The sequence below is a fragment of the Acidovorax soli genome (genome assembly GCF_014207955.1).
In the GTDB taxonomy this organism is placed as follows: domain Bacteria; phylum Pseudomonadota; class Gammaproteobacteria; order Burkholderiales; family Burkholderiaceae_C; genus Acidovorax; species Acidovorax soli_A.
Window position 1 is genome coordinate 870,446 of the sequence record NZ_JACHLK010000001.1, and the last position, 14,748, is coordinate 885,193.

A 14,748-nucleotide genomic window follows, 5' to 3' on the forward strand; every position below is an offset into this window, starting at 1 on the left:
GCTGGCTTTGGGCGCGCCAGTATCGACGCCAAGTGGATTTCCTCCGCGGATGGGGGGAAGACCTGGGTACGCCAGTGGTGTCGGTGCACCGTGGATTTGCTGTTCTCTATTGAAGTGATTGCATGCTGACCATTCTTTTTGACGGTGTTGCCTACGGCATGCTGCTGTTCATCCTGGCAGTCGGCCTGGCCGTGACCATGGGCTTGATGAACTTCATCAACCTGGCGCACGGGGCCTTTGCCATGGCGGGGGGCTACATCACGGTGCTGCTGATGCAGCGCCTGGACGTGCCCTTCCTGGTGTGCCTGCCGCTGGCCTTCCTCGGCACGGCGCTGTTGGGCGCGGTGCTCGAGCGCACGCTGTACCGGCCGCTCTACCACAAGGCCCACCTGGACCAGGTGCTGTTCTCCATCGGCCTGGTGTTCATGGCCGTGGCCACGGTGGACTATTTCGTGGGCTCCACGGGCCAGATCATCCAGCTGCCGGCCTGGCTCAAGGGCCGTACCGAGATCGGTAGCGGCGCCTTCATGCTGGGCATGGGGCACTACCGGCTGTTCATCATCGCGGTGTGCGCAGCGCTCACCATCGGGCTGCAGTACGTGCTCACGCGCACGCGCTTCGGCAGCCGGCTGCGCGCCTCGGTGGACGACCAGCACGTGGCGGCCGGCATGGGCATCAACGTGAACATCGTGTTCCTCTCCACCTTCGCCTTCGGCTCGGGCCTGGCAGGCCTGGGTGGCGCACTCGGGGCCGAGGTGCTGGGGCTGGACCCGAGCTTTCCGCTCAAGTTCATGATCTATTTCCTGATCGTGGTGGCCGTGGGCGGCACCTCGTCCATCACCGGCCCGCTGCTGGCCGCGCTGCTGCTGGGCATTGCCGATGTGGCGGGCAAGTACTACATCCCCAAGCTCGGGGCCTTCATCGTCTACAGCCTCATGATCCTGATTCTGATCTGGCGGCCCCAGGGCCTGTTCGTGCGCAAGGGGGGCAAGTGATGAACGGCGCTCCTCCCAATGTGCTGCTCCAGGCCCGCCGCATGCGGCCCTGGGAGCCCGTGCTCTGGCTGCTGGCCTTTGCCGCGCCGCTGGCCCTGCCCAGCCATGCGCTCATCATCAATGAGATCGCCATCGTCGCGCTGTTCGCGATTTCGCTCGACCTGATCCTGGGCTACACCGGCATCGTCTCGCTCGGCCACGCGGCCTTCTTCGGCATGGGCGGCTATGCGGCCGCCCTGTTCGCCAAGCATGTGATGCCCGACCCGCTGGTGGGCCTGGCGGTGGGCATTGCCGCGGCCACCGTGCTTGGGGCCGTGGCCTCGCTGACCATCATGCGCGGCACGGACCTCACGCGCCTCATGGTCACGCTGGGCGTGGGCCTCATCATGCTGGAGCTGGCCAACAAGCTCGACTGGCTCACCGGCGGTGCCGACGGCCTGCAGGGCGTGGTCATGGGGCCGGTGCTCGGCAAGTTCGAGTTCGACCTGTATGGCCGCACGGCCGCCTGGTACTCGATGAGCGTGCTGCTCGTGATGTTTCTGCTTGCGCGGCGCGTCGTGCAGTCGCCCTTTGGCGCCACGCTCAAGGCCATCCGCGACAACCGATTGCGTGCCATGGCCATCGGCATCCCGGTGACGGCCAAGCTGGCCCAGGTCTATACGCTGGCCGCCGCGCTGGCGGGGGCGGCGGGCGCCCTGCTCACGCAGACCACGGGCTTTGCCTCGCTGGATTTGTTTGAGTTCCACCGCTCGGCCGACGTGATGCTGATCCTGGTGATCGGTGGCGTGGGCTGGCTCTACGGCGGCGTGATCGGCGCCATCGGCTTCAAGCTGCTGCAGGACCTGATCTCGGCCGTGACGCCCCAGTACTGGACCTTCTGGATCGGCCTGTTCCTGGTGGTGCTGGTGCTGGTGGGCCGCGAGCGCCTGATCCGCCCCTGGACCTGGTTCGGAGGGCGCAAGGCATGAACACCACTGCAGTCCACAACGAAGCACCTGTGGTGCTGGCCGCGCAAGGCCTGGTCAAGCGCTTTGGCGGCATCACCGCCACCAACAACGTCACGCTGAACCTGCGCCAGGGCGCGCGCCATGCGCTGATCGGCCCCAATGGCGCGGGCAAGACCACGCTGATCAACCTGCTGACTGGCGTGCTGGAACCCACCGAGGGGAGCATCACGCTGGAGGGGCAGGACATCACGCGCCTGGCGCCCCACCAGTGCGTGCAGCGCGGCATGGTGCGCACCTTCCAGATCAACCAGCTGTTCGATTCGCTCACGCCCATGGAGACGCTGGCGCTCACGGTCTCGCAAAAGCAGGGCCTGGGCGGCAAGTGGTGGCAAAAGCTCGGCGCACGCGCAGCGGTGAACGAGCGCTGCGAGCAGTTGCTCGAACAATTCCACCTCACGGCCGTGATGGCCGAGCCCACGCGCGTGCTGGCCTATGGCAAGCGCCGCCTGCTGGAGATCGCCATTGCCCTGGCCTGCGAGCCGCGCGTGCTGCTGCTCGACGAGCCCGTGGCCGGCGTGCCCGCGGGCGAGCGCGAAGAACTGCTGCAGACCGTGGCGGCCCTGCCCGCCGATGTTTCCGTGCTGCTGATCGAACACGATATGGACCTGGTTTTCAGCTTTGCCAATCGCATGACGGTGCTGGTCAACGGCACCGTGCTCACCGAGGGCGACCCCGACACCATCGCCAACGACCCGCAGGTCAAGGCCGTGTACCTGGGCCATGGAGAAGACGCCCATGTCTGAGCTGCTGAAGATCGAGGGCCTGAGCGCCGGCTACGGCGAGGCGGTCGTGTTGCAGGGCGTGTCCCTGTCGCTGGCCGAGGGCGAAACCCTGGCCCTGCTGGGCCGCAACGGCACGGGCAAGACCACGCTGATCAACACCTTGGCCGGCGCTACACGACAGCATGCGGGCACGGTGGCGCTGGGCGGCGTGGCGCTGCACCGCCTGCCTGCGCACGAGCGCGCGGCCGCCGGCATCGGCTGGGTGCCGCAGGAGCGCAACATCTTCAAGTCGCTCACCGTGCACGAGAACCTGACCGCCGTGGCGCGGCCTGGCCGCAAGGGCGCAACGGCAGCACCGTGGACGCCTGACAAGGTCTACGCCATGTTCCCGCGCCTGGCCGAGCGCAAGACCAACCTGGGCACGCAGCTGTCGGGCGGCGAACAGCAGATGCTGGCCGTGGGCCGCGCGCTGGTGCTCAACCCGCGCCTGCTGCTGCTTGACGAGCCGCTCGAAGGCCTGGCCCCCATCATCGTGGAAGAGCTGCTGCGCGCCATCCGCCGCATCACGCGCGAAGAGGGGTTGTCGGCCATCATCGTCGAGCAGCACCCGCAGGCCATCCTCGCGATCTCGGACCAGGCTGCCGTGCTGGACCGCGGCACCGTGGTGCACACCGGCACGGCCGCCAGCCTGAGCGCGCAGCCCGAGCTGCTGGACCGGCTGCTGGGCGTGGCCCGGTAGACCACCGACAGGACGCATCACCATGGACATCCAGCACATTGGCCTGATCGGCTATGGCGAAGTGGGCAAGACCTTTGCCCTGGGCTTGCAGTCCCAACCCGGGGTGGCCGGTGTCGGTGCCTGGGATACCAAGTTCGCACAGGCCGCCACGCGCGAGGCCGAGCGGGCGCATGCCGCGCAGCACGGCGTCACGGCCCATGCCTCGGCCGCGGCGCTGTGTGCGGCCAGCGACCTCGTGATCTCCGCCGTCACCGCCTCGCACACGCTGGAGGTGGCCGAAGAGGTGGCCACCCATATCCGCCCCGGTACGCTGTTCCTGGACCTCAATTCCGCTTCGCCCGGCACCAAGCAGCAGGCGGCCGCATTGATCGACGCGCGCGGCGCGCACTATGTCGAGGCGGGCGTCATGACCTCGGTGCCGCCCTACGGCATCCGCGTGCCCATGCTGCTCGGCGGCGCGCAGGCCCAGGCCCTGGCCGCCGTGCTGCAGGCCTGGGGCATGGACGCCACGCCGGTCAGCGAACAGCTGGGCGTGGCCAGCGCCATCAAGATGTGCCGCAGCGTGATGATCAAGGGGCTCGAAGCCCTGGTGATCGAAAGCTACACCACCGCGCGCCAGTACGGCGTGGAGGCGCATGTGCTGCCGACCTTGGCCGAAACCTTCCCTTCCATCGACTGGGAAAAGCAGGGCAGTTATTTCTTCAGCCGCGTGGTGCAGCACGGCCAGCGCCGCTCCGAAGAGATGCACGAGGCTGCGCGCACCGTGCGCGAGGCGGGTGTGGAACCGCGGATGGCCAGTGCCACCGCGCACCGGCAGGCCGCAGTGGCCGCCATGGCGCGTGAAGGCGTGTTTGCCGGCCTGCCCAAGGATGCGCCGTGGCAGGACTATGCCGACCGGGTGCTGGCGTACCTGGCGAAGGATCAGGGCGCTTTGTAGATGGCCTGCAAGGTCGTGCGGATCAGCTCCGCCATGGCCTGCTGCGTGAGCGTGGCCGGTCGTTGCGAACTCACAGCCATCGACAGCTTGCTGCGCAGCCGGGGTTCGCCCGCCTGGCCGATGGGCCGGGTGCTGAACGCCTCGGGCCGGCCCGAGGTGGTGACCGCATTCATGGGCAGCACGGCGCTGCCGGCGCCATCGGCCACCAGGTCCAGGATGGCGGCCACGCCGTCGATCTCCAGGCTGATCTGCGGGCGCAGGCCCAGGGCGGCCAGCTCCGATTCCACCAGCATGCGGATGGAGTTGGGCCGCGTGGGAATCACCAGCGCATAGCGCGTGAGGGCTTCCAGCGCGACCGGCTCCAGCCCTTCGGCAGGGTCGGCGTCCGGCGCCTGGCGCTGCACAAGGAACAGGTCTTCCTCCAGCAGGGGCGTGATCTCGATGCCCGGGGAAGCCGGTGTGTTGTAGAGCAGCGCAATGTCCAGCAGCCCCGTGGTCAGCGATTCGCGCATGGCGACCGACAAGCCCTCGCTGATGGCCAGGGCCGCATCGGGCATCTGCACGCGGAACGCGCGCGTGAGCGGCACGGTGAGCACCTTGGCCATGGTGGGCGGCAGGCCGATGGCCACGCGCCCGGCCAGCGCCCCGCGCACGCGCCCCAGTTCCTCGCGTGCACGCTCCACCTGGTGCAGGATGCCGCGGCCATGTTCCAGCAGCAGCTTGCCGGCCTCGGTCGGTATGGCGCCGCGGCCATTGCGCACCAAGAGGTTCTGGCGCAGCTCCACTTCCAGCAGGCGCACCTGGCGGCTCAGCGCCGGCTGGGCGATGTCCAGCACCACCGAGGCGCGTGTGAAGCTGCCCAGCTCGGCCACGCGCACGAAGTATTCGATCTGCTTGAGGTCCATGGCCTGCTCTCCGTAATTTGCAATAGCTCCAATTCGACAATACAAGAATGATATATCTGGTAGTGCCCCTGCCGGCTTCACCTTGGGGCCGGCCCTGACCACAATCGCAGGCATGTATACAGCGACTGTTCTCCTCCCATGAGCACGCCCACCCTGCGCGGAATCTCCTCCATGGCCACACGCCAGGTGCTGGCCGAGCTGCTGGCAGCCTACGAGCAGCAGACCGGGCAGCGCGCGGTGATCGAGGCCGTGGGCGGCGTGGACGCCGCCAAGCGCGTGCAGGCCGGCGAGGCCTTCGACGTGGTGGTGCTGGCCTCCGACGCCATCGACAAATTGATCGCCGCTGGCGCAGTGGTGGCCGGCAGCAGAACCGACTGGGTGCGCTCCGGCGTGGCCGTGGCGGTGCGCGCGGGTGCTCCGCTGCCCGACATCGGCTCGGAGGATGCCGTGCGCAGCGCCGTGCTCGCCGCGCGCAGCATCAGCTATTCCACCGGACCGAGCGGCGTGGCGCTGGCCAAGCTGTTCGAGCGCTGGGGCATTGCCGCCGAAGTGGCCGGCCGCATGGTGCAGGCGCCGCCCGGCGTGCCCGTGGGCTCGCTGGTGGCGCGCGGCGACGTGGAGCTGGGTTTCCAGCAACTGAGCGAGCTGTTGCACGTGGAGGGCATCGCCATCGTGGGCCCGCTGCCGCCGGCAATCCAGATCACCACCATCTTTTCGTCGGGCGTTGCCGCCACCAGCCAGCAGCCCGCAGCGGCCCAGGCGCTGCTCGACTTTCTGGCCTCTCCTGCCGCGGCGGATGCCAAGCGCCGCCAGGGCATGGACCCTGCCTGATTCCGAATTCCAAGATCCAAGGAGCACAACGCAATGAGCCTCATCATCGATTGCCATGGCCACTACACCACGGCACCCAAGGCGCTGGAGAACTGGCGCAACCAGCAGATCGCCGGCATCCAGGACCCGGCCGCCATGCCCAAGGTCGCCGATTTGCAAATCAGCGACGACGAGCTGCGCGAGTCCATCGAGAGCAACCAGCTGCGCCTGATGAAGGAGCGCGGCAGCGACATCACGCTGTTCTCGCCGCGCGCGAGCTTCATGGCCCACCACATCGGCGACTTCAACGTCTCCAGTACCTGGGCGGCCATCTGCAACGAGCTGTGCTACCGCGTGTCCACGCTGTTCCCCGAGCACTTCGTGCCCGTGGCCATGCTGCCGCAAAGCCCTGGCGTGGACCCTGCGACCTGCATTCCCGAACTGGAGAAGTGCGTCAAGGACTACGGCGCCGTGGGCATCAACCTGAACCCCGATCCTTCGGGTGGCCACTGGACCAGCCCGCCGCTGACCGACCGCCACTGGTACCCCATCTACGAGAAGATGGTGGAGTACGACCTGCCCGCCATGATCCACGTGAGCACCAGCTGCAATGCGTGCTTTCACACCACCGGCGCGCACTACCTGAATGCCGACACCACGGCCTTCATGCAGTGCATCCAGGGCGACCTGTTCAAGGACTTTCCGACGCTCAAGTTCTTGATCCCGCACGGCGGCGGTGCCGTGCCCTACCACTGGGGCCGTTTCCGCGGCCTGGCGCAGGAGATGAAGAAGCCCCTGCTCGAAGACCACCTGCTGAACAACATCTTCTTCGATACCTGCGTGTACCACCAGCCCGGCATCGACCTGCTCAATACCGTGATTCCGGTGAAGAACGTGCTGTTCGCCTCGGAAATGATCGGCGCGGTGCGCGGCATCGACCCCACCACCGGCAACTACTACGACGACACCAAGCGCTACATCGAGGCGTCGAAGATCCTGAGCGGCGACGACAAGCACCAGATCTACGAAGGCAATGTGCGCCGCGTGTTCCCGCGCCTGGACGCGCGCCTCAAGGCCAAGGGCCTGTAACCCCCACTGGAGACCCCAACATGTACGAACTCGGCGTTGTCTACCGCAACATCACCCGTGCCGACCGCACGGCCGCCGACGGCCTGGCCGCCCTGGGCTCGGCCACGGTGCACGAGGCCATGGGCCGCGTGGGCCTGCTCAAGCCCTATATGCGTCCCATCTACCCCGGCCAACAGGTGTCGGGCACGGCGGTCACGGTGCTGCTGCAGCCCGGCGACAACTGGATGATGCATGTGGCGGCCGAGCAGATCCAGCCCGGCGACGTGGTGGTGGCAGCCGTCACCTCCGAATGCACCGACGGCTACTTCGGTGACCTGCTGGCCACCTCGTTCCAGGCGCGCGGTGCGCGTGCCCTCATCATCGATGCCGGCGTGCGCGATGTGAAGACGCTGCAGGAGATGAACTTCCCCGTGTGGAGTCGCGCCATCTCCAGCAAGGGCACGATCAAGGCCACGCTGGGCTCGGTCAACATCCCCGTGGTGTGCGCCGGCATGTGGGTCACGCCGGGTGACGTGATCGTGGCCGACGACGATGGCGTGGTCTGCGTGCCCGCCGCGCGTGCCGCCGAAACGCTCGAAGCCGCACGCAAGCGCGAGAGCTTCGAGGGCGAAAAGCGCGCCAAGCTCGCCTCCGGCGTGCTCGGCCTGGACATGTACAACATGCGCCCCGGGCTCGAAAAGGCCGGGCTCAAGTACATCGACTGATCCGTCTTTGACGACCCCCTGGCACCGCCTGTTTGGCAGGCGGTGTTTCTGCCGCCGTGTGCGGCGCATCCCGACAACTTCCCTGAGACAACCATGAGCCTGCTTTCCCCCTCCTTCTCCCGCCGTGCCGCCCTCGCCCTGGGTGTGGCCGCCGCGGCCGGCCTGGCACCCCAGCTCGCTGCCGCCCAGCAGTTCCCGAACAAGGCCGTGCGCATCATCACGCCCTTCCCGGTCGGTGGTGGCCCGGACGGCGTGGCCCGCATCGTGGCCGAGAAGCTCGGCCGCATCTGGAACCAGCCCGTGGTGGTCGAGAACCGTCCCGGTGGCAATGGCTTCATCGCCATCGATGCCTTCAAGCGCGGCGCCAAGGACGGGCATGACCTGATCGTGCTCGACAACGTGCACCTGGCCGCCTACCCCAGCCTGTTCAAGAAGCTCCCCTACGATGTCGCAAAGGACTTCGACACCCTGCTGCCGCTGTTCAAGACCCACTTCTTTTTCACCGTGGGCACGGGCAGCAAGTACAAGAACGTGGCCGACATCGTGGCCGATGCCAAGGCCCGCCCGGGCAAACTCAACTACGGCTCGTGGTCGGTGGGCAACCCGGTGCACCTGGGCTCCGAGCTGTTCGAGTCGGCCACCGGCACGCAGATGGAGCACGTGATCTTCAAGGAGACCACGCAGCTCTACACCTCGGTCGCCACGGGCGACATCGACTTCGCGCTGGGCAGCGCCGCCACGGCGGGCCCGCTGTACCGCGCCGGCAAGCTGCGCCTGCTGGCCTTCGCCAGCCCCCAGCGTTCGGCCGAATTCCCCGACGTGCCCACCGTGGCCGAAGCCGGTGGCCCCAAGGACTTCGCCGTCACGGGCTGGAATGCCATCGCCGTGCCGCCCGGCCTGCCCGCCGCCGTCACCGACAAGATCAAGCGCGACATCGAGCAGGCGCTGACGGGCCCCGATGTGGCCGAGAAGTTCAAGACCTTTGGCTACGAGCAGTTCCCGACCACGCGCCCCCAGTTCGCGCAATTCGTCAAGGACGAGAGCCAGCGCTTTGGTGAGGTCATCAAGAAGGCCAACGTCTCGCTGGACTGAGCCTGCAGGCAAGGAGCACGCACATGAGTGAATTCACCAAGACCCCTGGCTGGCTCGACTGGTACGCCGGCCCGAGCCAACCCCGCTTCCAGGTGCCTGAGGGCGCCGTGGATGCGCACTGCCACGTGTTCGGCCCGGGCGCCGAGTTCCCCTATGCCCCCGAGCGCAAGTACACGCCCTGCGATGCGAGCAAGGCGCAGCTCTATGCGCTGCGCGACCACCTGGGCTTTGCGCGCAACGTGGTGGTGCAGGCCACCTGCCACGGTGCGGACAACCGCGCCATGGTCGATGCGCTGGTGCATTCGGGCGGCAAGGCGCGTGGCGTGGCCACGGTGCGCCGCTCGGTCACCGACGAGGAGCTGCAGGCCATGCACGACGCCGGTGTGCGCGGTGTGCGCTTCAACTTCGTCAAGCGCCTGGTGGACTTCACGCCCAAGGATGAGCTTCTGGAGATCGCCGGCCGCATCGCCAAGCTGGGCTGGCATGTGGTGATCTACTTCGAGGCGGTGGACCTGCCCGAGCTGTGGGACTTCTTCACGGCCCTGCCCACCACCGTGGTGGTCGACCACATGGGCCGCCCCGACGTGAGCAAGCCCGTCGACGGGCCCGAATTCGAGCTGTTCCTCAAGTTCATGCGCGAGCACCCCAATGTGTGGAGCAAGGTCAGCTGCCCCGAGCGCCTGAGCGTGGCCGGCCCCAAGGCGCTGGATGGCGAACAGGCCGCCTACCGCGACGTGGTGCCCTTCGCGCGCAAGGTGGTCGAGGAGTTCCCCGACCGCGTGCTCTGGGGCACCGACTGGCCGCACCCCAACCTCAAGGACCACATGCCCGACGATGGCCTGCTGGTGGATTTCATCCCCCACATCGCCACGACGCCCGAGCTGCAGCGCCAATTGCTGGTGGACAATCCCATGCGCCTCTACTGGCCAGAGGAAGTGAAAGGCTGACGCCATGTCCCTCGAAAAACCCTATCTGGACGTGCCTGGCACGACCATCTTTGACGCCGAACAATCGCGCCTGGGCTACCACCTCAACCAGTTCTGCATGTCGCTCATGAAGGCCGAGAACCGCCAGCGATTCCTGGCTGGTGAGCGCGCCTACCTCGACGAATGGGCGATGACCGAAGCGCAGAAGCAGGCTGTGCTGGCGCGTGACCTCAACCGCTGCATCGCGCTGGGTGGCAACATCTATTTCCTGGCGAAGATCGGCGCGACCGATGGCAAGAGCTTCCAGCAGATGGCGGGCTCCATGACCGGCATGACGGAAGAGGAGTACCGCGCCATGATGGTCGGTGGCGGCCGTTCGGTCGAAGGCAACCGCTACATCGGCGAAGACGGCGACGCACAGGCGCACCGCCAACCCCAAGGAGCTGCCGGCAAGAAGCCGGCCGGGAACTGACATGGCCAAGATCACTGCATCCGTCTACACCTCCCACGTGCCCGCCATTGGCGCGGCACTCGACCTGGGCAAGACCCAGGAGCCCTACTGGCAGCCGCTGTTCAAGGGCTATGACTTCTCCAAGGAGTGGGAAAAGGCCCAGAAGCCCGACGTGGTGTTCCTGGTCTTCAACGACCACGCCACCGCGTTCAGCCTGGACATGATTCCCACCTTTGCCATCGGCACGGCGGCCGAGTACCAGCCCGCCGACGAAGGCTGGGGCCCGCGCCCCGTGCCCCGGGTGCACGGCCATCCTGAGCTGGCGGCGCACATTGCGCAGTCGGTGATCCAGGACGATTTCGACCTGACCATCGTCAACCGGATGGACGTGGACCACGGCCTCACCGTGCCGCTGTCGCTGATGTTCGGCCAGCCCGAGCAATGGCCCTGCAAGGTCATCCCGTTTGCCGTCAACGTGGTGCAGTATCCGGTGCCCTCGGGCAACCGCTGCTTCCAGCTGGGCAAGGCCATCCGCAAGGCCATCGAGTCCTTTGACGAAGACCTCAACGTGCAGATCTGGGGCACGGGCGGCATGAGCCACCAGTTGCAGGGGCCGCGCGCCGGCCTCATCAACAAGGACTGGGACAACCAGTTCCTGGACCGCCTGATCGCCGAACCCGCCGAGCTGGCCAAGGTGCCGCACATCGAGTATGTGCGTGAAGCCGGCAGCGAAGGCATCGAGCTGGTGATGTGGCTCATCGCCCGCGGCGCCATGGGCGACGTGGCCGGCACCGGCCCTGCGCCCAAGGTGGCGCACCGCTTCTTCCATGTGCCCGCCAGCAATACGGCGGTGGGGCACCTGATCCTGGAAAACCAATAAAGGAATCCACCATGACCATCAAAGTCGCACTCGCCGGTGCGGGCGCCTTCGGCATCAAGCACCTGGACGGCATCAAGAACATTCCCGGCGTGGAAGTCGTCTCGCTCATCAGCCGCGACCTGGCCAAGACCCAGGAAGTGGCCGATAAGTACGGCATCCGGCATGTCACCACCGACCTCGCGGACAGCCTGGCCATCAAGGAAGTGGACGCCGTCATCCTGTGCACGCCCACGCAGATGCATGCCAGCCAGTCCATCGCCTGCATGGAAGCGGGCAAGCATGTGCAGGTCGAGATCCCGCTGTGCGACATCCTCTCCGAGGGCCAGGCCGTGGTGGACCTGCAGAAGCAGACCGGCCTGGTGGCCATGTGCGGCCACACCCGCCGCTTCAACCCCAGCCACCAGTTCGTGCACAAGAAGATCGAAGCCGGCGAGTTCAACATCCAGCAGATGGATGTGCAGACCTATTTCTTCCGCCGCACCAACATGAACGCGCTGGGCCAGCCCCGCAGCTGGACGGACCACCTGCTGTGGCACCACGCCGCCCACACGGTGGACCTGTTCGCCTACCAGGCGGGCAGCCCCATCGTGCGCGCCAACGCCGTGCAAGGCCCGATCCACAAGGACCTGGGCATCGCCATGGACATGAGCATCCAGCTCCAGGCCGCCAATGGCGCCATCTGCACGCTGTCCCTGAGCTTCAACAACGATGGCCCGCTGGGCACTTTCTTCCGCTACATCGGCGACACGGCCACTTACATCGCGCGCTACGACGATCTGGTCAACGGCAAGGAAGAGAAGATCGATGTGAGCAAGGTCGATGTGAGCATGAACGGCATCGAGCTGCAGGACCGCGAGTTCTTTGCCGCCATCCGGGAAGGCCGCGAGCCCAACGCCAGCGTGGCACAGGTGCTGCCTTGCTACCAGGTGCTGCACGATCTGGAGTTGCAGCTCAACGCGGGCTGAGCCGCGAGCGCCAGGGGTTGCCTCCGGCCCTGCGGTCGGCAATGCCGGCTTGGCACCGACCCGGAGGACGGCGTCTGGGCTGGAATGGGGTCTGCAAGGGGGCTGTGCGCGGCGGTGGATGTTGAGGACAATGTGCTCGCCATGCCCGCTCCCACCTTCTTCGCCACGCAGGCAGCCTTTCGCCGATGGCTGCAGGCCCATGCTGTGAGCGCCTCGGAGTTGCTCGTGGGCTTTCACAAGGTCGGCTCGGGCCGGCCCTGCATGAGCTGGTCCGAATCGGTGGACGAGGCGTTGTGCTTCGGCTGGATCGACGGGGTGCGCCGGCGGTTGAACGAGGACAGCTACTGCATCCGCTTCACGCCGCGCAAGCCCTCGTCCATCTGGAGTGCGGTGAACATCGCCAAGATGGGGCCGCTGCAGGCGGCGGGGCGCGTGACACAGGCCGGGCTGGATGCCTTTGCGCACCGCAGGGCCGACAAATCCGCCATCTACGCGCACGAGCAAGCCACGGTGGCGGATCTGCCGGCGCCGCAATTGCGCGAATTCAAACGGCACAGGAAGGCGTGGCAGTTCTTCGAGGCCACGCCACCGGGCTACCGCAAGACCATGCTGCACTGGCTGGCGTCCGCCAAGCGGCCCGAAACGAAGGCAGCGCGGTTTGCCCAACTGCTCGCCGCCTGTGCGGCGGGAGAGCGTGTGGATCTGTGGGCCAAGCGGCCTGCGGCGGTGGGGCGCATCGTGGACAGGCCGTAGCCCGCCACAAGCCCGACCCCCTCGGGGGGTTGCCGTGCATGCCGTAAGCTCCCGGCATGCAACAAAGAACCCTTGGACCTTTCACCGTCTCGGCCATCGGCCTGGGCTGCATGAACCTGTCGCACGCCTACGGTGCACCCGTCTCTGCCGAGCAGGGCGAGCGTGTGCTGCTGGCCGCGCTGGACGCGGGCGTGACCCTGTTCGACACCGCCACGCTCTACGGCTTCGGTGCCAATGAAACCCTGGTGGGCCGCGTGATGAAGCCGCACCGCCAGCGCTTCACCCTGGCCAGCAAGTGCGGCATGCAGGGCGTGGACGTGGCGGGCGATGGCAAGCTGGTGCGCGTGATCGACGGGCGCCCCGCGACCCTGCGCCAGACCTGCGAAGACAGCCTGCGCCGCCTGCAGACCGATGTGATCGACCTGTACTACCTGCACCGCTGGGACAAGCAGGTGCCCATCGAAGACAGCGTGGGCGCGCTGGCCGACCTGGTGCGTGCGGGCAAGATCCGCAGCATCGGCCTGTCCGAGGTGTCGGCTGCCACGCTGCGCCGGGCCTATGCAGTGCACCCCATCGCCGCCGTGCAGACCGAGTATTCGCTGTGGACACGCAACCCCGAGATCGCCGTGCTCGACGCCTGCCGTGAGCTGGGTGTGGCCTTCGTGGCCTTCAGCCCCGTGGCGCGGGGCTACCTGTGTGGCGGGCTGACCGATGTCTCCACCCTGGATGCCAAGGACATCCGCCGCGCCATGCCGCGCTTTGCGCCCGAAGCCTACGCCGTGAATCTGGCGCTGCTGGAGGGGTATTTCGCGATCGCGCGCCAGGTGGGCTGCACGCCTGCGCAACTGGCGCTGGCCTGGTTGCTGCACCGGGGCGGGCACATCATCCCGATTCCGGGCACGACCAGCGTGGAACACCTGCACGATGACCTGGGCGCTGCCAGCGTGCAACTCGACGCAGCAACACTGGCCGCACTCGACGCGGCCATCAACCAGCACAACGTCGTCGGCCCCCGCTACAGCGCGCAGAGCGCGAGCGAGGTGGATACCGAGACGTTTGCCTAAGGCTGCCGGACGCCCTGCACCATGGCAGGGCGTGCCGCATCAGCGGCGCGAGGGGGTCTCGGTGTGCAGGCTGATCTGGTCGGTGCCGGAACTGGCGGTGCGGATGTTGGCGGCCAGCATGCGCGTGCGTGCCGCGCTGGTGGCGGCCTCCGCCTGCAGGGCGGCCATGTAGGCGATGTGGTTGGTCTCCGCCTCGTCGTGGGTCTTGCTCCAGATGCTGTTGGCCGTGGCCAATGCATCGGTGGCCTTCTTGAGTTCCACCGCTGCATGCCGCATGACGGTGGGGTCGGCGCTGGCCGTGCCGACGGCGGCGCGGGCGCGCTCCAGGGCCATGGAGGGTGCGGTGGCGCAGGCGGACAGAAACCCTGCGGCCATCGCGCTGATGGCGAGAACGGTGGTGCTGCGAAGCATGGGATGCATGGTGGCTGTTTCCTTCAAGACGCTGGTGGGCGTGGTCTGCATCGGCTCCATATGTAACAAATGCATATGACCCGCCCGTGGCAGAAATTGAACAGCAAAACCTGTGCCGCCCCGCATGGGGCTTACCCTTGTGGGATATTCCTGTTACCGGCCGCGGGCTCCGCACCAATCCAAGGCGCCCCAGGGAGCGCGCGGATGTTACAAGTGGGTGGCCGCTCACTTAGACTGGAACATCTTTTTGACCCAGGCACCTCCCGCATGGTGGACACGCAAAAAAGCCGCGCAGTGG

17 protein-coding genes are annotated in these 14,748 nt (G+C 67.1%); 15 read left to right on the forward strand and 2 right to left on the reverse strand.

Features of this window, described 5'->3' with window-relative positions:
- Window positions 1–122: 122 nt before the first annotated feature.
- From HNP48_RS04015 to HNP48_RS04035, 5 genes are read left to right on the forward strand one after another with little or no spacing between them, the layout of a single operon-like run.
- A complete protein-coding gene (locus tag HNP48_RS04015; protein ID WP_184855534.1) occupies window positions 123–995 on the forward strand; it encodes a branched-chain amino acid ABC transporter permease in 873 nt (290 codons plus the stop codon).
- Window positions 995–1,963 carry a branched-chain amino acid ABC transporter permease gene (locus HNP48_RS04020; protein ID WP_184855535.1) on the forward strand — a complete coding sequence of 323 codons (969 nt, stop codon included), beginning with the start codon at window positions 995–997 and terminating at the stop codon, window positions 1,961–1,963. Before HNP48_RS04015 ends, HNP48_RS04020 begins: the two co-directional genes overlap by 1 nt.
- A complete protein-coding gene (locus tag HNP48_RS04025) occupies window positions 1,960–2,745 on the forward strand; it encodes an ABC transporter ATP-binding protein (RefSeq protein WP_184855536.1) in 786 nt (261 codons plus the stop codon). Before HNP48_RS04020 ends, HNP48_RS04025 begins: the two co-directional genes overlap by 4 nt.
- Window positions 2,738–3,463 carry an ABC transporter ATP-binding protein gene (locus tag HNP48_RS04030; protein WP_184855537.1) on the forward strand — a complete coding sequence of 242 codons (726 nt, stop codon included), beginning with the start codon at window positions 2,738–2,740 and terminating at the stop codon, window positions 3,461–3,463. Before HNP48_RS04025 ends, HNP48_RS04030 begins: the two co-directional genes overlap by 8 nt.
- Window positions 3,464–3,485: 22 nt before the next feature.
- Window positions 3,486–4,400 carry an NAD(P)-dependent oxidoreductase gene (locus HNP48_RS04035; protein ID WP_184855538.1) on the forward strand — a complete coding sequence of 305 codons (915 nt, stop codon included), beginning with the start codon at window positions 3,486–3,488 and terminating at the stop codon, window positions 4,398–4,400.
- Here HNP48_RS04035 and HNP48_RS04040 read toward each other — a convergent pair.
- Window positions 4,385–5,305 (reverse strand): LysR substrate-binding domain-containing protein, encoded by a 921-nt coding sequence (locus tag HNP48_RS04040; RefSeq protein WP_184855539.1) that lies wholly within the window; start codon window positions 5,303–5,305, stop codon window positions 4,385–4,387. The two genes, HNP48_RS04035 and HNP48_RS04040, sit on opposite strands and share 16 nt — an antisense overlap.
- Before the next feature lie 138 nt (window positions 5,306–5,443).
- On the opposite strand from HNP48_RS04040, the gene HNP48_RS04045 reads away from it, so the two are divergent.
- The 10 genes from HNP48_RS04045 (at window position 5,444) to HNP48_RS04090 (ending at window position 14,039) form a co-directional block, all read left to right on the forward strand.
- On the forward strand, window positions 5,444–6,136 hold the full coding sequence (locus HNP48_RS04045) for a substrate-binding domain-containing protein (protein WP_184855540.1): 693 nt from the start codon (window positions 5,444–5,446) through the stop codon (window positions 6,134–6,136).
- Window positions 6,137–6,169: 33 nt separating this feature from the next.
- Entirely contained in the window at window positions 6,170–7,204 is a 1,035-nt protein-coding gene (locus HNP48_RS04050; protein ID WP_184855541.1) for an amidohydrolase family protein, read from the forward strand.
- 20 nt (window positions 7,205–7,224) lie between these two features.
- Window positions 7,225–7,908 carry a 4-carboxy-4-hydroxy-2-oxoadipate aldolase/oxaloacetate decarboxylase gene (ligK, locus tag HNP48_RS04055; protein WP_184855542.1) on the forward strand — a complete coding sequence of 228 codons (684 nt, stop codon included), beginning with the start codon at window positions 7,225–7,227 and terminating at the stop codon, window positions 7,906–7,908.
- Between the two features lie 93 nt (window positions 7,909–8,001).
- Window positions 8,002–9,000 (forward strand): tripartite tricarboxylate transporter substrate binding protein, encoded by a 999-nt coding sequence (locus HNP48_RS04060; protein ID WP_184855543.1) that lies wholly within the window; start codon window positions 8,002–8,004, stop codon window positions 8,998–9,000.
- A gap of 23 nt (window positions 9,001–9,023) precedes the next feature.
- Entirely contained in the window at window positions 9,024–9,947 is a 924-nt protein-coding gene (locus tag HNP48_RS04065) for an amidohydrolase family protein (protein ID WP_184855544.1), read from the forward strand.
- 4 nt (window positions 9,948–9,951) lie between these two features.
- Window positions 9,952–10,398, forward strand: a complete 447-nt coding sequence (gene ligA / locus HNP48_RS04070; protein ID WP_184855545.1) for a protocatechuate 4,5-dioxygenase subunit alpha — start codon at window positions 9,952–9,954, stop codon at window positions 10,396–10,398.
- A 1-nt stretch (window position 10,399) separates the two neighbouring features.
- Entirely contained in the window at window positions 10,400–11,257 is an 858-nt protein-coding gene (locus HNP48_RS04075; protein ID WP_184855546.1) for a class III extradiol dioxygenase subunit beta, read from the forward strand.
- 11 nt (window positions 11,258–11,268) lie between these two features.
- Window positions 11,269–12,222: a Gfo/Idh/MocA family oxidoreductase gene (locus tag HNP48_RS04080; RefSeq protein ID WP_184855547.1), complete on the forward strand. Its 954-nt coding sequence runs from the start codon at window positions 11,269–11,271 to the stop codon at window positions 12,220–12,222.
- A gap of 141 nt (window positions 12,223–12,363) precedes the next feature.
- Window positions 12,364–12,975, forward strand: coding sequence for a YdeI family protein (locus HNP48_RS04085; protein ID WP_184855548.1), 612 nt, complete (start codon window positions 12,364–12,366; stop codon window positions 12,973–12,975).
- A gap of 56 nt (window positions 12,976–13,031) precedes the next feature.
- Window positions 13,032–14,039: an aldo/keto reductase gene (locus tag HNP48_RS04090; RefSeq protein WP_184855549.1), complete on the forward strand. Its 1,008-nt coding sequence runs from the start codon at window positions 13,032–13,034 to the stop codon at window positions 14,037–14,039.
- A gap of 39 nt (window positions 14,040–14,078) precedes the next feature.
- On the opposite strand, the gene HNP48_RS04095 is transcribed toward HNP48_RS04090, so the two are convergent.
- The gene (locus HNP48_RS04095; protein ID WP_184855550.1) at window positions 14,079–14,459 is read right to left on the reverse strand and encodes a DUF4398 domain-containing protein; all 381 of its coding nucleotides are present in this window, start codon (window positions 14,457–14,459) and stop codon (window positions 14,079–14,081) included.
- Between the last annotated feature and the right edge of the window lie 289 nt (window positions 14,460–14,748).